The 19912-nt window shown below is 59.0% G+C and carries 17 protein-coding genes; 6 read left to right on the plus strand and 11 right to left on the minus strand.

The features are described 5' to 3' along the window. Window positions 1–32: 32 nt before the first annotated feature. The 4 genes from pstA to KDX37_RS17445 all read right to left on the minus strand — a co-directional run bounded on the left by pstA (window position 33) and on the right by KDX37_RS17445 (window position 6609). Window positions 33–1649, minus strand: coding sequence for a phosphate ABC transporter permease PstA (gene pstA / locus KDX37_RS17430; RefSeq protein WP_231654035.1), 1617 nt, complete (start codon window positions 1647–1649; stop codon window positions 33–35). Between the two features lie 69 nt (window positions 1650–1718). Beyond that, window positions 1719–4004: an ABC transporter permease subunit gene (locus KDX37_RS17435; protein ID WP_231653955.1), complete on the minus strand. Its 2286-nt coding sequence runs from the start codon at window positions 4002–4004 to the stop codon at window positions 1719–1721. Between the two features lie 146 nt (window positions 4005–4150). Continuing rightward, the gene (locus tag KDX37_RS17440; RefSeq protein ID WP_231653956.1) at window positions 4151–5152 is read right to left on the minus strand and encodes a phosphate ABC transporter substrate-binding protein PstS family protein; all 1002 of its coding nucleotides are present in this window, start codon (window positions 5150–5152) and stop codon (window positions 4151–4153) included. Between the two features lie 167 nt (window positions 5153–5319). Continuing rightward, window positions 5320–6609: an MFS transporter gene (locus tag KDX37_RS17445; protein WP_231653957.1), complete on the minus strand. Its 1290-nt coding sequence runs from the start codon at window positions 6607–6609 to the stop codon at window positions 5320–5322. 427 nt (window positions 6610–7036) lie between these two features. On the opposite strand from KDX37_RS17445, the gene KDX37_RS17450 reads away from it, so the two are divergent. Together KDX37_RS17450 and KDX37_RS17455 are read left to right on the plus strand one after the other, a co-directional pair. After that, window positions 7037–7438 carry an acyl-CoA thioesterase gene (locus KDX37_RS17450; RefSeq protein ID WP_003316086.1) on the plus strand — a complete coding sequence of 134 codons (402 nt, stop codon included), beginning with the start codon at window positions 7037–7039 and terminating at the stop codon, window positions 7436–7438. Window positions 7439–7527: 89 nt separating this feature from the next. After that, window positions 7528–8439 (plus strand): D-hexose-6-phosphate mutarotase, encoded by a 912-nt coding sequence (locus KDX37_RS17455; RefSeq protein WP_231653958.1) that lies wholly within the window; start codon window positions 7528–7530, stop codon window positions 8437–8439. 11 nt (window positions 8440–8450) lie between these two features. Here KDX37_RS17455 and KDX37_RS17460 read toward each other — a convergent pair whose 3' ends face one another. The 4 genes from KDX37_RS17460 to purE all read right to left on the minus strand — a co-directional run bounded on the left by KDX37_RS17460 (window position 8451) and on the right by purE (window position 11115). After that, window positions 8451–8984, minus strand: a complete 534-nt coding sequence (locus tag KDX37_RS17460; RefSeq protein ID WP_231653959.1) for a DUF3299 domain-containing protein — start codon at window positions 8982–8984, stop codon at window positions 8451–8453. An 82-nt stretch (window positions 8985–9066) separates the two neighbouring features. Further along, window positions 9067–9312 carry a GlsB/YeaQ/YmgE family stress response membrane protein gene (locus KDX37_RS17465; RefSeq protein ID WP_231653960.1) on the minus strand — a complete coding sequence of 82 codons (246 nt, stop codon included), beginning with the start codon at window positions 9310–9312 and terminating at the stop codon, window positions 9067–9069. 219 nt (window positions 9313–9531) lie between these two features. Then, entirely contained in the window at window positions 9532–10614 is a 1083-nt protein-coding gene (locus tag KDX37_RS17470) for a 5-(carboxyamino)imidazole ribonucleotide synthase (protein ID WP_231653961.1), read from the minus strand. Between the two features lie 9 nt (window positions 10615–10623). Next, entirely contained in the window at window positions 10624–11115 is a 492-nt protein-coding gene (gene purE, locus KDX37_RS17475) for a 5-(carboxyamino)imidazole ribonucleotide mutase (protein ID WP_231653962.1), read from the minus strand. A 361-nt stretch (window positions 11116–11476) separates the two neighbouring features. On the opposite strand from purE, the gene KDX37_RS17480 reads away from it, so the two are divergent. Continuing rightward, the gene (locus KDX37_RS17480) at window positions 11477–12124 is read left to right on the plus strand and encodes a zinc metalloprotease (protein WP_231653963.1); all 648 of its coding nucleotides are present in this window, start codon (window positions 11477–11479) and stop codon (window positions 12122–12124) included. A gap of 56 nt (window positions 12125–12180) precedes the next feature. On the opposite strand, the gene KDX37_RS17485 is transcribed toward KDX37_RS17480, so the two are convergent. Then, a complete protein-coding gene (locus tag KDX37_RS17485; RefSeq protein ID WP_231653964.1) occupies window positions 12181–13092 on the minus strand; it encodes a LysR substrate-binding domain-containing protein in 912 nt (303 codons plus the stop codon). A 318-nt stretch (window positions 13093–13410) separates the two neighbouring features. On the opposite strand from KDX37_RS17485, the gene aspA reads away from it, so the two are divergent. The 3 genes from aspA to KDX37_RS17500 all read left to right on the plus strand — a co-directional run bounded on the left by aspA (window position 13411) and on the right by KDX37_RS17500 (window position 17602). Then, entirely contained in the window at window positions 13411–14835 is a 1425-nt protein-coding gene (gene aspA / locus KDX37_RS17490) for an aspartate ammonia-lyase (RefSeq protein WP_231653965.1), read from the plus strand. 281 nt (window positions 14836–15116) lie between these two features. Beyond that, window positions 15117–16568: an alanine/glycine:cation symporter family protein gene (locus tag KDX37_RS17495; protein WP_231653966.1), complete on the plus strand. Its 1452-nt coding sequence runs from the start codon at window positions 15117–15119 to the stop codon at window positions 16566–16568. Between the two features lie 29 nt (window positions 16569–16597). Next, window positions 16598–17602, plus strand: coding sequence for an asparaginase (locus KDX37_RS17500; protein ID WP_231653967.1), 1005 nt, complete (start codon window positions 16598–16600; stop codon window positions 17600–17602). An 82-nt stretch (window positions 17603–17684) separates the two neighbouring features. Here the strand turns inward: KDX37_RS17500 and KDX37_RS17505 are convergent, their stop codons facing one another. Both KDX37_RS17505 and KDX37_RS17510 read right to left on the minus strand, forming a co-directional pair. Then, window positions 17685–18575, minus strand: a complete 891-nt coding sequence (locus KDX37_RS17505; RefSeq protein WP_231653968.1) for a bestrophin family protein — start codon at window positions 18573–18575, stop codon at window positions 17685–17687. Window positions 18576–18700: 125 nt separating this feature from the next. Then, window positions 18701–19912: a YeeE/YedE family protein gene (locus KDX37_RS17510; protein ID WP_231653969.1), complete on the minus strand. Its 1212-nt coding sequence runs from the start codon at window positions 19910–19912 to the stop codon at window positions 18701–18703.

Consider the following 19912-nt stretch of genomic DNA (forward strand, 5'->3'; position numbering starts at 1 on the left):
CCGCCCGCCTTGTTCAGGGGTCGGCAACAGGATCAGTTGTCGAGCGCCTTGTACTTCTCTCGCAGGTGGTTGCGAATCGCGACTGCCGACAGGTTGAGCAAGGCGATCACCAGCACCAGCAACAGCGCCGTGGCATACACCAGCGGCCGAGCCGCCTCGACATTGGGGCTCTGAAAGCCCACGTCATAAATATGGAAACCCAGGTGCATGATCTTCTGATCGAGATGCAGGTACGGATAATTGCCGTCCAGCGGCAGCGATGGGGCCAGCTTGACGACACCCACCAGCATCAGCGGTGCCACCTCGCCTGCTGCTCGTGCCACGGCCAGAATCAACCCGGTCATCATGGCCGGGCTGGCCATCGGCAGGACAATCTTCCACAAGGTTTCGGCCTTGGTTGCGCCCAGCGCCAGCGACCCTTCGCGCAGGGTCAGCGGAATGCGCGCCAGCCCTTCCTCCGTCGCCACGATCACCACGGGAACCGCCAGCAAGGCCAGCGTCAGCGATGCCCAGAGCAAGCCCGGCGTACCGAATGTAGGGGCCGGCAACGCTTCGGGGAAGAACAAGCGGTCCACCGAACCACCCAGCACGTAGACGAAAAAGCCCAGCCCGAAGACCCCATAGACAATCGCCGGCACACCCGCCAGGTTGTTCACGGCGATGCGGATCAATCGAGTGAGCGGCCCTTGACGGGCGTATTCCCGCAGATACACCGCTGCGAGAACACCGAACGGCGTCACGATGATCGCCATGATCAGGGTCATCATTACCGTGCCGAAAATGGCCGGAAAGATGCCCCCTTCGGTATTGGCTTCGCGTGGGTCGTCGCTGAGAAATTCCCACAACTTCTGGACGTAGAACTCCAGCTTGGTAAAGGTCCCCATCGCATTGGGCTGATAGGCATGGACCACCTTGCCCAGATTGATCTCGATCTCTTTGCCATTGGCGTCGCGAGCCGTGAGGCTGTCACGGTCGAACGCCTGGTGCAGCGTGCCGAGGCGCTCTTCGATTACTTTGTAACGCGCATCCAGTTCAGCGCGCTCGACCGCCATGTCCGCTTGCGCGGCCGCGTCCAGCCTGCCATCGAGTTCCAGCTTGCGGGCCTGAAGACGCAGGCGTTCGATGCCGTGGTTGATGGCGCCAATGTCTTTCTTTTCCAGCGCGTACAACTCGTCAGCCAGCTTTTCGACGCGCTTGATGCGTTCCTGCAGCGTCGGCCAGGCAGCGTCGCCTTCGGCCACAACCTTGCCGCCTTCTTTGACGTTGACCAGATAACCGTAAAAATTGCCCCACTCGCGACGCTCAAGGGTCATGAGATCAGCAGGGCGGCGTTGATCCGTCAGCCATTCACCCAACACCCAGGTGAAATCGCTGGGATTGATGTCCCGGTTGCCGACCTTGAACAACTCGCGGGTCATGAACTCAGGGCCAGTATCGGGCACCGGCAGTCCAGCCTGCTTCAGGCGGGCACGCGGTACTTGTTCCTGCTCGACAAGCTCACCGATCAAAACCTGCTTTTCCTGACCGGGCACGTCGTATTGCGCGGCCACCAGATCGGCAGGCCAGAAATGGCCCAGACCACGCACGGCAATCACTGTCAGCAGGCCGATGGTCATGATCACTGCGATGGATACGGCGCCCGCACTCATCCAGACGCCAGGGGCGCCGCTACTGAACCAGCTCTTGAGGGAGTTCCGTTTCACGAACTGCTACCTTCCTTAAAGCGACGAGTATTGCTTGCGCAGGCGCTGACGAATCAGCTCTGCAAGGGTGTTCATCACAAAGGTGAACATCAGCAGCACCAGCGCGGCCAGGAACAGCACACGGTAATGACTGCCACCCACTTCAGACTCGGGCATTTCCACCGCCACGTTGGCCGCCAGCGTGCGCATGCCTTCGAACAGGTTCATGTCCATGATCGGTGTGTTACCTGTGGCCATCAGCACAATCATGGTTTCACCTACCGCTCGCCCCATGCCGATCATCAAGGCCGAGAAGATCCCCGGGCTGGCGGTCAGAATCACCACCCGTGTCAGGGTTTGCCACGGCGTCGCGCCCAAGGCCAGCGAGCCCAGCGTAAGGCTGCGCGGCACGCTGAACACGGCGTCTTCGGCGATCGAATAAATGTTCGGGATAACCGCAAAGCCCATGGCAATGCCGACCACCAGTGCGTTGCGCTGATCATAAGTAATGCCCAGATCCTCACGGATCCAGGTGCGCATGTCGCCATTGAAGAGCCAGCTTTCCAGATGCGGGCTCATGCTCAGCGAGAACCAGCCCACCAATAGCACGACCGGGATCAGGATGGCGCTTTCCCAACCATCGGGCACCCGCAGACGGATTGAATCAGGCAGGCGAGTCCAGAAAAAGCCCGCCAAAAGAATGCCAATCGGCGTCAGCAGCAACAGGCTGAAAACGCCCGGCAGATGCACTTCCAGGTACGGCGCCAGAAACAGACCGGCAAAGAAACCGAGAATCACGGTCGGCATCGCTTCCATCAGCTCGATCACCGGCTTGACCTTGCGACGCATGCCCGGCGCCATGAAATAGGCCGTATAGATCGCGGCGGCAACGGCCAGCGGAGCCGCCAGCAACATCGCGTAGAAAGCGGCTTTCAGGGTGCCGTAGGTCAGCGGTGCGAGGCTGAGCTTGGGCTCGAAGTCGGAGTTGGACGCGGTGGATTGCCAGACGTACTTGGGCTCGTCGTAGTTTTCGTACCAGACCTTGCCCCACAGCGAACTCCACGACACCTCTGGGTGCGGGTTGTCCAGCGTCAACGGCAGCAACGTGCTGCCACTTTCGACCAATACCTGATTGGCCCGCGGCGAAAGCGCCACGATACCGGGGCCGTCTACCACCTGATCGACCAGCAAAGTACGATGAGCGGTGCTGTGAAAAACGCCCAGCTTGCCTGAGGCATCGAGTGCGATGAAGCCCTTGCGGCGCTGCTCGGGGCGAATCTGGACAATGGGAGCGCTGCTCATTTTGAAGTCGCGAACACGCATGAGGCGCTGTTCGCCGTCCGTATCGCGCGCCATGAACCACTGGCTTATATGGCCCCTGGAGTTGCCGATAATCAGCGAGATGCCACCGACCAGTTGTGAGCTGGCGGTGATCTCGGCATTACCGTCTTCCAGTAATTTGTAGCGGCCATTGAGCGTGCGCTCACGCAAGCTGAAAACGTCGGCCTGCGCCCGGCCGTTGATCACATACAACCATTGCTGGCGCGGGTCGATATAGATCGCTTTGACCTCGGCCGACATTTGCGGCAGCTCAATGCGGCTCTGCTCGCGGGTCACCTCGCCCGTCATCATGTTTTCGGTCTGTTCAAGCGCAATGACGTGCAACTGAGTGCCGGTAGAGCCGGCAATTTTCAGGCTTTCGCCGTCCGCACTGACCGTCACGTGTTCGACCGCACGACCTTGTTCGTCCAGCACCAACGGGGTTTCGCCATACGGCCAGGCGACGCTGGGCGTGATGGTTTTCTGGTTATCCGGGTAGGTCGTCAGGTAAGAGTGCCTGAAAATCAGCACTTGGCCGTTGGACAGACCCAAGGCAATCAGCGGCGCGCCCGGCTGGTCCTTGCCGATCGAGACGACCCTGGCGCCGGCCGGCAGCGGCAGTGCAACGCGATGCAACAACGCACCGTCCTGGACATTGAAGAAGATCACCTCGCCCTTGTCAGAGATCCGCATGCCGATCTGGTTCTGTTCTTCGATCGAGATCATCAGCGGCTTGCCGGCGTCCTGCATCCAGGCGGCGTTCAATGGCGATGCAGCGGTCAATGTCGCCCCTTTGAACAGCGGCGCAACCACGTAAGCGAGGTAGAAGAAGATCAAGGTAATGGCGGCGAGCACGGCAAGGCCACCGACAGCAACGTACCAGTGAGTCAGACGATCCTTGAACGCACGAACACGGCGCTTGCGCAGCATCGCAGGCGTATTGAAGTCGATACGCTCTGGCGGGGGGCTTTGATTCTTCACTGATTTGGCCAACTCATTCATGCGCACACACCGTAGCGGTCTTGTATGACAAAAACATTACAGCAACGTGACGCAAGAAAGCCCACCGTCCAACAACTTGGCGGTGGACTGCTCCAGGATGACAAGGCCGTGCTCCCAGAGGGATGCATCGAGCCCCGCTTGTTCGATTACTGCTTCGCCGCTACGCCACTGGCGCCCTGCAGGCCAAGGTCACTCAACGCCTTTTCCACCACCCGCGCAGGCAGCGGAATGTAACCGTCTTTCATCACCACTTCCTGGCCCTGCCTTGAGAGCACCAGCTTTATGAACTCTGCTTCCAGCGGGGCCAGCGGCTTGTTGGGAGCCTTGTTCACGTAAACGTACAGAAAGCGCGACAACGGGTACGTGCCATTCAGGGTGTTGGCCTCGTTGTCCTCGACAAACTCGCCGCCTTCTTTCTTGGCCAGCGGGACTGTTCTGACGTTTGAAGTCTTGTAGCCGATACCTGAATAGCCAATGCCATTAAGCGAATTGCTGATGGAGCTGACCACCGAAGCCGAGCCAGGCTGCTCATTGACGTTGGGCTTGAAGTCGCCTTTGCACAACGCCACTTCCTTGAAATAGCCGTAGGTACCCGACACCGAGTTGCGGCCAAACAGCTGGATAGGCTTGCCTGCAAGATCACCGGTCACCCCGACATCGCCCCAGGTTGTCGCGTCGGCTTTGGCGCCACACAGACGGGTCACCGAAAATATCGCGTCCACTTGCTGAAGGGTCAGACCCTTGATGGGGTTGTCCTTGTGAACGAACACGGCCAACGCATCCACCGCCACCGGAATGGCCGTCGGCTTGTAACCGTGTTTCTGTTCGAATGCCGACAGCTCGCCGTCCTTCATTCTGCGGCTCATGGGCCCGAGGTTGGCAGTGCCTTCACTCAGCGCAGGAGGCGCAGTCGATGAGCCAGCAGCCTGAATCTGAATGTTCACGCTGGGGTATTCTTTTTTGTAGGCCTCGGCCCACAAGGTCATCAGGTTTGCCAGGGTGTCAGAACCCACACTGGAGAGATTGCCCGACACACCGCTGGTCTTGGTGTAGGCCTTGATGGCAGGGTCGACGGCAGCGAACGTATTGGCAGCGGCAACTCCGGCGGCAGCCAATGTCAGTGCAGTCATCAAGCTCTTGAGTGTCATCCTTGCGCTCCTGGCAGGGGTGTAGAGGTCCACGACCCCCTGAGAAGGTCGATGTTGTGACCACTCTATGAATTGATTGTGACAATAAGATGAAAAGGCCATCACCCTTGATCAGGTGATGGCCTTTCGTGACGAACACGGTGCTGCGGCGTGCCAGAGAATAACCGTCAGCGTTTTTTCGACAACAGAAAAACGCCGATCGCCATTCCCACGCCACACAGGATTGCTACATACCAGGACGGCCCCATCGGGCTGTTCTTGAGCATGAACGTGACCACCATTGGCGTCAGACCGCCAAAGATGGCGTAGGCCAGATTGTAAGAGAACGACAGGCCTGAAAAACGCACCACTGGCGGGAAGGCCTTGACCATCACATAAGGCACCGCGCCGATAGTGCCCACGAACAGGCCAGTGATGGCATACAGCGGGAACAGCACGCCAGGGTTGGTACCCAGGATGTGATAGAACGTCCAGGAGCTGACCAACAGACCCGCACTGCCCAACAGGAAGACCCAGCCTGCCCCGATCCGGTCTGCCAGCGCGCCAGCACCGATGCAACCCAGGCTCAGAAAGACAATCGCCAGGCTGTTGGCTTTAAGCGCAGTGGCCGCCGGAAAACCATAAACGGTCTGCAGGATGGTCGGCGTCATCAGGATCACAACGATGATGCCCGCCGAAAGCAGCCAGGTCATGAGCATCGACAGGGCAACAGCGCCACGATGGTCACGCAATACCGCTTTGAGCGGCACCTCATCGGCCAGCGCCTTGCGCTGTTGCAGCTCAGCGAACACAGGCGTTTCGTGCAGCAGGCGACGCAGGTAAACCGACATCAAGCCAAACACACCGCCCAGCAGGAAAGGAATCCGCCAGGCGTAGTCAGACACTTCGAGCGGTGTGTAAATGCTGTTGATCGCGGTCGCAACCAGCGAGCCCAGCAGAATGCCAGCGGTCAGACCCGCCGTCAGCGTGCCGCAGGCGTAGCCGATGTGGCGTGCAGGGACGTGCTCGGACACGAACACCCAGGCGCCCGGTACTTCACCGCCAATTGCAGCACCCTGAATGACGCGCATCAGCAACAGCAGGATAGGTGCCCACATGCCGATCTGAGCGTAGGTCGGCAGCAGACCCATGATCAGGGTCGGTACTGCCATCATGAAAATGCTCAGCGTGAACATTTTCTTGCGCCCCAGCAGGTCGCCGAAGTGCGCCATGATGATGCCGCCCAGCGGTCTTGCCAGATACCCGGCCGCGAAAATGCCGAAGGTCTGCATCATGCGCAGCCATTCAGGCATGTCCACCGGGAAGAACAGCTTGCCGACCACCGCTGCAAAAAAGACGAAAATGATGAAGTCGTAAAACTCCAGCGCACCGCCAAGAGCAGAAAGGGACAACGTTTTGTAATCGCTGCGCGTCAACGGTCGTGACGGCTGCGCAGAATCAGAGGGAACAGATGACATGACAAGGCTTCTCTATTACGTGTTCTCGAATGGGCAAGCGACAGCTACGCTGGCTGCGGCGGGATGGCATGCAGAAGCGATTGTCCGGGGCAACTGTGCAGATAGGCACCAAAATTGCGTGTACAGGCAGTCTTGTCACCTGTAGTGGCAGCAAGATAGCAAATTGTTTCAAAAAACACATGACTGCAACTGCATCACGGCAAAATGAAAACCAACCGGTCGTTCTATGACGCAACGCCCGATATACTCGCAGGTCGTCAGCCGTCGTGGGAATTTGTGCAAAAACGTCTGAATCAGCGGTTTTCGCAGAGTTTCCCTCAAGGGCCACCTCGGGGCATGGACACATAATGTTCATACCCGAGGGATTGAATGGTCTGTTAACCGCGGCAAAAAATAATGAGAGTCATGGGTCAGAGGCACCCTAGGCATGATCGAGCTCGAACAAGAAGATCCAACTCCGCAAGGTGACCTTGCGCTGCAAATCACCGCTCTTCCCCGTGAAACCAACGGCTTTGGCGATATTTTCGGGGGCTGGCTGGTTTCTCAGATGGACCTGGCAGGCACTGCCATGGCCAGCAAAGTGGCAGGCGGACGCGTTGCGACCGTGGCCATTGATCGTATGGCGTTTCTGGTCCCGGTCGCTGTCGGCGAACAGCTGTCCTTCTACACACGCACCCTTGAGGTCGGACGCACGTCGATCAAGATGATGGTCGAGGTATGGAGCGATGACCCGTTGACCAGTGAATGGCGCAAGGTCACCGAGGCCGCGTTTGTATTCGTGGCCATCGATGCCAGCGGCCGGACGCGCTCGGTCCCTGCACGGCGGTAACCGTCGTTCTGCCGGAGGCTGCCGTCCGGGTAAACTCACACCGTCAAGCGCGGTCTATTTTCGTCACTGTCCTTGAGTGAGAACTACGTATGCCTACATTACCAGTTGAACCCGTCGTTGAATCCGTCAAATACGACGAGCTGAACTGCTGGCGCATCCGTCATCAGGACGCGGAACTGCTGGTCGCCCAGCAAGGCGCGCATATCCTCAGCTACCAGCGGGATGGGCAGGAACCCCTGATCTGGCTGAACGAGAAGGCAGCGTTCAAGCAGTGCAAGCCCATTCGTGCGGGTATGCCGATCTGCTGGCCATGGTTTGGCAATCTGGAGCGTAACCCTGAAAGCGTGCAGGCCATGCGCGACAGCAGCGAACCGGCCAAGGCTCACGGCGAAGTGCGCGCGCTGGACTGGGAGCTGCTGGGTATCGGCCAGGACGGCGATGCCCTGTTAGTGGAATTCGTACTGCCGCAGGCCGAAGGGCAACTGCCGGGCTGGCCGCACAACGTGGCCCTCAAGCTCAGCATCCGGCTGGACCACGCACTGAACGTCAGCCTGATCAGTTACAACTGCGGCACCGAAGCCGTCACCCTCAGCCAGGCGCTGCACACCTATTTTGCAGTCAGCGACGTTCGTCAGATCAGTGTCGAAGGGCTCGACGGTCTGCGCTATATCGAGACGCTGGAAAACTGGGAAGAACGTGAGCAGACAGGCGACCTGACATTTACGGGCGAAACCGACCGCATCTATCAGGACACGCCCGGCGTGCTGAGCATTGTCGATCCGCAGTGGAAGCGCCGGATCCACATCCGCAGCATCGGTTCCAGTTCGGCAATTCTGTGGAACCCGTGGACCGAGAAGACCGCACGCTTCACCGACATGGCGCCGGATGGCTGGCAACGCATGGTCTGCGTCGAAACCGCCAACGTGCTGAGTGATGTGGTGACGCTGGCTCCAGACGACATGCACATTCTTGGGGTGAGCATCTGGAGCGAAGCGGACTGATCAGCGTGGCGTCAGAGGTCCGACTCGACCACCACGCGGACCTTTGACGCGTCCATCGCATAGGCTGCATCGGCCAGATCGTTACTGATCTTCTCGACCTTGAGGGTGCCTTCGACCCACAAAGGTGTGTAGATATCATCCAGCTTCAAGCCTTTGGGGTAACGCACCAGCACCAGTTGATTCGGGGGCGGCGGCGGCACGTGGATGCAGGCACCGGGATAGGGCACGAGAAAGAACAGCGTGCTATGACCTTTGGCGTCGGTTTCCAACGGTACGGGATAACCGCCAAGACGGATCGTCTTGCCATTCATGGCAGGTACGGTCTTGGCCGAATACATCACAGCAGTTAAGCCCTTGCTTTGCTTCAAACCACCCTTGCTGTCGAACGTCCCCATTGCTTCCGGGGAGTTGTGGTCGATTTCAGGCATGGCTTCCAGGGCTTTTTGATCCGACTTGGGCATGAGTTCAAGCCAATCGGTCTCCGGCAACTGGGCGTGTGCAAGCCCGGACACCAGCAGCAAGGTCATCAACAGAACGCGGCGCATGATAGAGCTCAACAAGGCAACAGGAATTGCCGCGCATTTTAGCCCTCTGCGCACCACAAAGCAGAGGGCTGACGCGTGACCTTTACTTCTTTTTGATCAGGCCGTAGATAACCAGCAGGATGATTGCACCGACCAGCGCGCCCAGGAAGCCTGCGCCTTGACCTGCCTGATAAATGCCCAGAGCCTGGCCACCGTAGGTCGCTGCAAGCGAACCGGCGATACCCAGAACGATGGTCATGATCCAACCCATGCTGTCATCGCCCGGCTTCAGAAAGCGAGCCAACAGGCCGACGATAAAGCCGATAAAGATGGTTCCAATGATGCCCATGCCGTTTCCCTCTGTGTGAAGTGAACATGCCAAGACCCTTTGCAGCCTTGGCTTACTGCTATCTGAGAACACCGCGGGGGAATGGTTCCGGCGTGAACCGAAGTTTGCGGCACGCAGACGCATTCTTCATGAACAGCCGGTGACCTGCTGGTGAAAGCACCCGTGAGTAGGAGCGAGCCGGGACACGCTATCCTGGTCGCGAAGACTGACCTGCGCCTGTCAGCCTTTGATCAGTGCCTGGACCTGTTTGACCTGACGGTCCAGCGTGGCGCGATCGGCGCTGCGCACGGTCGCGTGGCCCACCTTGCGGCCCGCCTTGAACGCCTTGCCGTAGTGATGCAAATGGCAGTCTTCGACGGCAATGACCTTGCTGACATCCGGCACTTCACCGATGAAATTCAGCATGGCGCTCTCACCTACCTTGGCCGTGGAGCCCAGCGGCAAGCCCGCAACCGCCCGCAAGTGGTTTTCGAACTGACTGCATTCGGCGCCTTCGGTGGTCCAGTGGCCGGAGTTGTGCACGCGTGGCGCGATTTCGTTGGCTTTCAGACCACCATCGACTTCGAAAAATTCGAAAGCCAGCACACCCACGTAATCCAGCTGCTGGAGGACACGACCGGCGTAGTCTTCAGCCAAGGCCTGCAACGGATGATTCGTGCTGGCGATGGACAGACGCAGAATGCCGCTGTCATGGGTGTTGTGCACCAACGGGTAAAAACGGGTTTCTCCGTCACGGGCGCGGACCGCGATCAACGACACTTCGCCCGTGAATGGCACGAAGCCTTCCAGCAGGCAAGGGACGCTGCCCAGCTCGGCAAATGTATCGACCACATCGGCAGGCACACGCAGAACCTTCTGACCCTTGCCGTCGTAACCCAGCGTACGGGTTTTCAGAACGGCAGGCAGGCCGATGGTTGCGACCGCAGCGTCGAGATCAGCCTGGGACTGAATGTCGGCGAACGCAGGCGTCGGGATGCCAAGATCCTTGAACATGCTCTTTTCGAACCAGCGATCACGGGCAATGCGCAGCGCGTCTGCACTCGGGTAAACCGGTACGAACTGCGACAGGAATGCGACGGTTTCAGCCGGGACACTTTCAAATTCGAAGGTCACCAGATCGACCTCGTCGGCCAACTGGCGCAGGTGATCCAGATCACCGTAATCGGCACGCAGATGTTCGCCCAGCGCGGCTGCACAGGCATCCGGCGCGGGGTCGAGAAAAGCGAAGTTCATGCCCAGCGGAGTGCCCGCCAGAGCCAACATGCGGCCCAACTGGCCGCCACCGATTACACCGATCTTCATGGAAAAACCTCAGGCGTGGCGTGGGTCTGGATTGTCCAGGACGCTGTCTGTCTGCTCAGCACGGAATGTCTTCAGCGCTATGTGAAATTGTGGATGCTTTGCACCCAGGATGCTCGCCGACAGCAGGGCTGCGTTGATCGCGCCCGCCTTGCCGATTGCCAGGGTCGCCACCGGAATACCGGCTGGCATCTGCACGATCGACAGCAGTGAGTCGACGCCCGACAGCATGGAAGACTGCACCGGAACACCCAGCACAGGCAGGTGTGTCTTGGCCGCACACATGCCAGGCAAATGCGCCGCGCCACCCGCACCGGCGATGATCACCTCAATGCCGCGGCCTTCAGCCTGCTCGGCATACTGAAACAGCAGGTCCGGCGTGCGGTGAGCTGACACCACTTTGACTTCATAAGGAATGCCGAGCTTTTCCAGCATGTCCACGGTGTGGCTAAGGGTGGACCAATCGGACTTGGAGCCCATGATCACGCCAACCAGTGCGCTCATCGTCGTGCCTCTCATCGGGCGCCCGCAGGCGCGTCTGAAAACAACAAGCCACGCAGGAAAACCAGCGTGGCTTGTTGTACGAATAATGACCGATTCAACCGGCCAAAGGCCGCGCAGTATACCTCAATGCGCCAGGATGACAGCCCCTTCGACGACCAACCGCTCAAGGTTTTTGCACGCGGCGAAAACCTTCCTTCAAGTGCATACAACAGCAACGGCGAGCGTCCTGCCTTCCATGCAGGACATACCTACACACGCAGCTGCCTGTGCCGACTCACACGCCACACATTTTGCTATTAGCTGATTACGTCGATCCATGAAGGACCGACCGGACCTTTTACCTGCTCAAGGATGAGTAACCATGTTCAAAGCAATCGCAACTTCTCTATTGATGGCGGTTACGCTATCGCTGTGCCACGGCGTACTGGCCAACGATCTGCCCGACGGCCCGCCCTCCAAGCGGCCTCTGTTCTTCTACCTCGTTATCCATGATGACCTGCCCCAGGCGAAGATCGACAGCCTTGTCGAGAATCACTTTGCCTGGCTGATAAAAGACCTGGAGAGTTTTACGGGGCGTCGGATCAATCTGGAATTCATTCGTAATGCTCCGGCCTTGACTGACTTCTCCTATAAGGGAGACGACACGGACCAATTGTCTGCTCTTTGGAAAAAACAGGTCGATCAGTACATGAACACCCACAATCTGCCGCGCAACCACACCACCAAGTACCTGCTGCTTACCAACAACAGTATCAACTCGAAAGTCATGGGCTTTGCAATAGACAAAGGCTATGCCGGTATCGCATCACTGGAAACCTATCCGGCGCCTGCGCACGAGCTGGGTCATATGCTGGGTGGTCATCATGACTCGGCAGAAGTGCTTTACCAGAACGGCTGGTGGTGCGAAACCAATCTGATGCCAACCCGGGTCAACCTGCGCGCCAATTGCTATGTGTTCAGCGACGAGAACAAACAACGCATCGCCGCTCACCTGAGCGAATACCCCTGAGTGAATACGGGCCGCTCACGCTGCAAAAACCTTTTGAAATTACGTGGCGGCCCGTGTCAGGCCTGTTCCTGGGCAGCCGCGCTTTCCAGCTTGCGCCACAGCAGGCGGACGTTGGCCTTGCGGACCAGGGCGCAGCGGTACAGGCGAATCTCCAGTGGTACATGCCACTGCGGCCCGCCGCATACCACTAGCTCGCCACGTGCCAGTTCGGCTCGTACGCTGAGCTGCGGCACCCAGGTAATACCCAGCCCCTCGAGCGCCATGCTTTTAAGGCTGTCCGCCATCGCAGTTTCATACACCGTCGTAAAACGCAGGTTGCGCTGGCGCAGCAGCAGGTTGACCGAACGGCCGAGAAAGGCACCCGCGCTGTACGCCAACAACGGCACACTGGCCTCACCTTCCATGTCGAACAACGGTTGACCGCTGGCGTCCGCAGCGCAGACCGGCAGCATCTGAGTCTGGCCAAGGTGCAGTGATGGAAAGATCTCGGCATCCATCTGCAATGCCGCGTCGGGATCGTAGAACGCCAACATCAGGTCGCAACCGCCTTCGCGCAGCGCGTGAACGGCATCGCCCACGTTGGTTGCCACGAGACGCGTCGCGATGTTCAGACCTTCATTACGCAGTTGGGCAATCCAGCGCGGGAAGAAGCCGAGCGCCAGCGAGTGGGCCGCCGCGACCTGCATGACCTCGCCCTGCCCGCCTTCCAGGTGGTGAAGATGGCGAACGACTTCACCCAGCTGTTCAACCACCGTGCGTGCTGTCACCAGAAACAGCTGACCAGCTGCCGTCAACTCGATGGGCGTTCGCGAGCGATTCACCAGGGTAAGGCCCAGCGCGGACTCAAGGCTGCGGATTCTTCTGCTGAAGGCTGGCTGCGTGACAAAGCGACGCTCGGCGGCCTGGGAAAAACTGCGGGTGGCCGCCAGCGCGCTGAAATCCTCCAACCATTTGCTTTCCAGATTCATCAGGTCCCTCCGGACACCATTGTCTTCAACAGCGGGCGGATCAGGGTCGTGTATGCCCACGTCAATTAAAGCCGACAGGATGAAGACGGCGCGCACAGCAAAGCCGATACATGAATCAACAACATTGGGTATGGAACGACAACGCCCACAGGTGCGACGTTTTGCCGCCTTTACGTACCATGATTGCTCCGGGTCACATTCTCATTATGCCGTTCTTGCATAGGCCAGCGGTTAAAGGCATTAGCCAAATTAAGAGGTGAAGCCCAATATTCGCGGCGTTCCGGCATTGTCCGTGCCTTTTTTGAGACTTTTTTTATCATGTCCTCGCCTGCATCACTGCGCATCGAAAAAGACCTGTTGGGTGTTCTCGAAGTCCCTGCCGCTGCTTATTACGGCATTCAGACCCTGCGGGCGGTGAACAATTTTCACCTCTCCGGCGTACCGCTGTCGCACTATCCGAAGCTGGTCGTGGCCCTGGCCATGGTCAAGCAGGCAGCAGCTGATGCAAACAACCAGCTCGGACATCTGACCGACGCCAAGCATGCAGCTATAAGCGAGGCCTGCGCACGGTTGATCCGCGGCGACTTTCACGACCAGTTCGTCGTCGACATGATTCAGGGCGGCGCCGGTACGTCGACCAACATGAATGCCAACGAGGTCATTGCCAACATCGCCCTGGAATCCATGGGCTTCGAGAAGGGTGAGTACAAACACCTGCACCCGAACAACGATGTGAACATGGCGCAGTCGACCAACGATGCCTATCCGACGGCCATCCGCCTGGGTCTGCTGCTGGGTCACGACGCGCTGCTCGCCAGCCTCGACAGTCTGATCCAGGCATTCGCGGCAAAGGGCCAGGAATTCAATCACGTTCTGAAAATGGGCCGCACCCAGTTGCAGGATGCGGTCCCGATGACCCTGGGCCAGGAATTCCGCGCCTTCGCCACCACCCTGACAGAAGACCTGAACCGTCTGCGCAGCCTCGCGCCTGAACTGCTGACCGAGGTCAATCTGGGCGGCACGGCTATCGGCACCGGCATCAACGCCGACCCTGGCTATCAGAAGCTTGCCGTAGATCGCCTCGCAACCATAAGCGGCCAGCCGCTGGTACCGGCAGCCGACCTGATCGAAGCCACGTCGGACATGGGCGCCTTCGTACTGTTCTCGGGCATGCTCAAGCGCACAGCGGTCAAGCTGTCGAAGATCTGCAACGACCTGCGCCTGCTGTCCAGCGGCCCACGCACCGGCATCAACGAAATCAACCTGCCTGCCCGTCAGCCCGGAAGCTCGATCATGCCCGGCAAGGTCAACCCGGTCATTCCAGAAGCGGTCAACCAGGTGGCCTTCGAAATCATCGGTAACGACCTGTCGCTGACCATGGCCGCAGAGGGCGGGCAGCTGCAGCTCAACGTCATGGAGCCGCTGATCGCCTACAAGATCTTCGACTCGATCCGCCTGCTGCAGCGCGCGATGGACATGCTTCGTGAACACTGCATCGTCGGCATTACCGCCAACGAACAGCGCTGCCGTGAACTGGTCGAGCACTCGATCGGTCTGGTCACAGCACTGAACCCGTACATCGGCTACGAAAACTCGACGCGGATCGCCCGCATCGCTCTTGAGACAGGCCGCGGCGTACTGGAACTGGTGCGTGAGGAAGGCTTGCTCGATGACGCGATGCTCGACGACATCCTGCGTCCGGAAAACATGATCGCTCCTCGTCTGGCTCCATTGAAGGCCTGACAGGAATGAACTGCGCAACAAGCTCACCAGATTGAGGGCCTAGACACCCCTCAATTTTTTGAGGGTCTGGGAGTGATTCTCCAGACCCTTTTTTTTGCCTCGAACGCGACGGGATCCAATTTCTGGCCCGACGCCTCTGGCACAACGCTTTCGTGGGTTATCACGAAAGTACTCATTCATCGTCGCGAATGAAGAATCAGTCACACAAGAAAGCGACTACAGACGTAAAAACTTTGCACCGGTATAGTGCGCCCCCTCAAAAGTAGCGAGGAATAACAAAAATGCTGGAAATGATTAACGACTTCCTCTCAGGCAAAGTACTGATTGTACTCATCGTAGGCCTGGGTAGTTACTTCACGATCCGTTCACGTTTCGTTCAGTTTCGACACTTTTTCCATATGTTCGCGGTTTTTCGCGACAGTTTGAAAAGCAGCTCGGGCCAACTGAGTTCATTCCAGGCCCTCATGCTCAGCCTCGCTGGCCGCGTAGGTGCCGGTAACATCGCAGGTGTCGGCATCGCCGTGACCCTCGGTGGTCCGGGCGCCGTGTTCTGGATGTGGGTCACCGCACTGGTCGGCATGTCCAGCAGCTTCATCGAGTGTTCGCTCGCTCAGCTTTACAAACGCAAAGACTCCGAAGGCCAGTTCCGCGGCGGTCCGGCGTATTACATTCAGCACGGCCTGGGCAAGCGCTGGCTGGGTATGGTCATGGCTGTACTGCTGCTGGTGACCTTCGGCTTCGCCTTCAACGGCTTGCAGTCCCACGCAGTAACAGACTCGCTGAACAGCGCGTTCGGTGTCAGCACCACCACCACCGGTATCTGTCTGGTCGTGCTACTGGGTTTGGCTTTCATCGGCGGCATCAAGCGCATCGCTGCCATTTCCGACCTGCTGGTTCCGGTCAAGACCCTGATCTACATCGCAGTGACCGTCTACGTGATCGTTCTGCAGATCGATCATGTACCTGGCATGTTGATGACCATCGTCAAAAGCGCCTTCGGTCTTGACCCTGTGTTTGGCGGCCTGATCGGCAGCGCCATCGTGATGGGTGTGAAACGTGGCGTATTCGCCAACGAAGCCGGTCTGGGCAGCGCACCCAACGTGGCAGCCGTAGCTCAGGTCGAACACCCGGTTGCCCAGGGCGTGGTTCAAGCGTTCAGCGTGTTCCTCGACACCTTCGTCATCTGCACCTGCACCGCGTTGCTGATTCTGCTCTCCGGTATCTACAACGTCGGCTACGACGGCAACGGTATCGTTCTGGCACAGAACTCGCTCGCAGCCGTGGTCGGTGACTGGGGTCGTGTCTTCATCAGCGTTGCGCTGGCTCTGTTTGTGTTCACCTCGATCCTCTACAACTACTATCTGGGTGAAAACAGCCTGCGCTTCCTGTTTGGCGAGAAGCTCAAGGCCATCGTGATCTACCGCATCGCAGTACTGGCACTGATTCTCTGGGGCGCCGTCGTCGACCTGAAAGATGTGCTGGCATTCGCGGACATCACCATGACCCTGCTGGCGTTCGTCAACCTGATCGCGCTGGCCATGCTGTTCAAGGTCGTCAAGCGCATCCTGGTTGACTACGATACGCAGCGTCGGGCGGGCATCAAGACGCCGGTGTTCGATTCCAGTCAGTTCCCGGACCTGGATCTGGACCGCAGCGCATGGCCTGCCAACCCGAGCCACACGCCGACAAACGAAATTGAAGTGGCAGCCAAGCCAGCTCCTCAACCACGATAATCAACCGAGCGCCGCGCAGGAGAAGAACCATGCCTCATGATGTACACCCACCCGCACAGCGAGTGATGGTTCTTTATACCGGCGGCACCATCGGCATGCAGGCCAGCGCCAACGGCCTTGCGCCTGCATCGGGTTTCGAGGCCAGAATGGCCGGGCAACTGGCCGAGCTACCGGAACTGGTCGTGCCGCAATGGCGCTTTCGCGAAATGGCACCCCTGATCGACAGCGCCAACATGACGCCCGCCTACTGGCTTCGTCTGCGCGAAGCGGTAATCGAAGCGGTGGACGTGGAAGGCTGCGATGCAGTGCTGGTGCTGCATGGCACCGACACCCTCGCGTACAGCGCGGCGGCAATGAGCTTCCAATTGCTGGGCCTTGATGCGCCGGTGGTGTTCACCGGTTCGATGCTACCGGCCGGTGTGCCGGACAGCGATGCGTGGGAAAACGTCAACGGGGCACTGCTGGCACTGGGCAGCGGTTTGCCAGCAGGTGTCCAGCTGTACTTCCACGGTGAACTGATGGCGCCCACCCGCTGCGCGAAAATTCGCAGCTTTGGGCGTCATCCGTTCGCGCCTTTGCAACGTTCCCGTGGCGGACATTCGGCAATTTCGTTGCCCGACGCAATGAACTACCGCCAGCCGAAGACACTGGCCAGCGTCGCTGTCCTGCCATTGTTTCCGGGTGTTGGTGCCGCTCACCTTGATGGTCTGATCAACAGCAACATTCAAGGCCTGGTGCTTGAATGTTTCGGCAGCGGCACTGGCCCCAGCGATGATCCGCGCTTCATCGAGAGCCTGGAGCGCGCCCGCGCACTGGGCATTTGCGTGGTCGCCATCACGCAATGTCACGAAGGGGGCGTCGAGTTCGATGTCTACGAAGCGGGCAGTCGTCTGCGCAGTGCGGGCGTACTTTGCGGTGGCGGCATGACCCGTGAAGCCGCGCTGGGCAAATTGCATGCGCTGCTCGGTTCGGACCTGAAGATCGACGAGAGCCGCCGTCTGGTGGAACTCGACTTGTGTGGAGAGCTGCGTTAAGCAGCTCTCCATCCGCCCTGTCGACTCAGGATTGGCCTGAGTCAACATCGCTAACTGCCATCACCTCGCGAACACCCTTCTCTCACGAAATCCTGCTCTCCTCCTGCGCACCTCGAAGCATTGAATCCAGATTGCGTTCGATGTTTTCGCACAGTGCCGTCATCTGAATTTCATGCTCACTGGCGCGGAATGGGCTCTGCAAGTCTGTGCCGATTTTCTCGATGGCCAGCAGCATGAAACCCACCACAGTCGAGGCCAGTGGCGTAAACCAGCCAAGCGTCTCCACCAGACCGATCGGAACGATCAGGCAGAACAGCGTGATGAACAGTCGAGGGAATGCCACATACGGGTAAGGCAGCGGCGTATTGGCAATACGCTCCATGCCGCCCTGGCAGTTGGAAATATCCACCATCGTCGATTCGAGACGCGCCAGACGGATGCTGTCCAGAAGACCTGCCTGGTACTCCCTGGCCAGCATTGCAGCCGAGACGTTAAGCAGGTCGTTGGGGAAGTTGTTGGTGTCGAAGCGACGCTCGAACTCTTCGCGAGGGATCAGCATCTGCACTTCATCGTTGCAGGAAACACCTTTCAGGTGCGCGGACAGACATTTCACGTAGGCAACGTGACGGCGCAGCAGATCAGCCTTGACCGGGTTAATACCATTTTCGTCATCTTCAACCAGTGTCAGTACCTGCCGGGCGAAGCTGCGCGAGCTGTTGACCAGCGCACCCCATAACGTGCGGGCTTCCCACCAGCGGTTGTAGGCGCTGGAATTGCGGAAGCTGGTCAGGACCACCAGCGCCGAACCCAGCAGGGTCAGCGGCATCGACGGCAGTGTGATCTTGCGCTCCAGGTACAACATGAAGTCGACGGTGACGATCACGTCCCAGATCAGCAGCCAGAACAGTGACCAACCTACGTAACCGATTGTTTTGCCCAGGAACCGGATTTTCGAAATGATCGTTTGCTGCAAAGGACTACCCCATCGATAAAAAAGCGAGACTGCGTGCGTACCACCTCGCTACTGCATGGGCTTTGAATGCCAATGCTGCAGATGGTTCGCAGACAGCCCGCTTTATATCGAAAGGTTACATGGGGTCAGCAGCCGCTCAAGGCCGCTTGCGGACGCTCGCCAGCGAAGAAGATCGGGCGCAGCTGCACGCCGACAACGTTACCGGCATACGCCATCACCAGCCAGAGCCAGCCGTGCAGGCTGCCGGAGGCGATGCCGCTGAAATACGCCCCGATGTTGCAGCCGTAAGCCAGGCGAGAGCCATACCCCAGCAGCAATCCGCCGATGACCGCAGCAACCAGTGAGCGCGTGGGAATATCGAGACTCGGCGCAAAACGCCCGGCCAGTCCTGCCGCCAGCAAGGCGCCCAGCATGATGCCAATGTCCATGACGCTGGTGACGTCCTGCCAGACCGGTGCGGCAAGTGCCTTCGCGTTCGCCGCGCTCTGCCAGAACACCCAGCTTGCGACATCAACACCCAGACTGCTGGCCACTTTGGCGCCCCACAAGGCGAAGGCCGAGGTGATGCCCCATGGCCGGCCCGCGAGTGCCAGTGTGGCGTAGTTCAGAACGGCCAGCGCCACTGCGCCCCAGACCAGCATCCATGGCCCGCGCACGAAGCGTTTCAGGCCATGGTGCTCACTCGTCACCGGCGCCTCAAGCTGGCCATGGCGACGCTTTTCGAGGCGCACGGTGATGAACGCGATCAGGCCGAACAGCGCCAGATTGCCGATCAAGGCCGGGACCACGCCGAAGCTCTTGACCACAGAGATGGCCGGAAACGAAGGCAGCGCAAACCACCAGTCAACGTGATGCGTGGCAATAAGCGACCCAAGGATAAAGAACAGCAGCGTGACCAGCATCCGCGCATTACCGCCACCGGCAGTGAACAACGTGCCCGACGCACAGCCGCCGCCAAGTTGCATGCCGATACCGAAAATGAAAGCACCTACCACCACCGAAACGCCAACTGGCGCCACAAGACCTGTAACCGGCTGTCCGAACAGCGAACCAGCGCCCAGTGCCGGGAAGAAGAGCAGCACGGCAACTGCCAGCATGACCATTTGCGCACGCAGCCCGGCGCCACGTCGCTCGCGGATGAATACACGCCAGGCTGAAGTAAACCCGAACGCGGCATGGTAGAGCGTCACGCCCAGCGCCGCGCCGACAACCCACAGCAGAACCTGACGAGTGCCGACGCTGAGCAGCAGAAACTGCGCGCCCATCAGCAGCAGAAATAAAGCCGCCAGAGGCGCGCCGTAGGTACGCCCCGGTGTTGCAGAAAGAGAAGTGTTCAT

The organism is Pseudomonas californiensis, from assembly GCF_021147775.1.
In the GTDB taxonomy this organism is placed as follows: domain Bacteria; phylum Pseudomonadota; class Gammaproteobacteria; order Pseudomonadales; family Pseudomonadaceae; genus Aquipseudomonas; species Aquipseudomonas californiensis.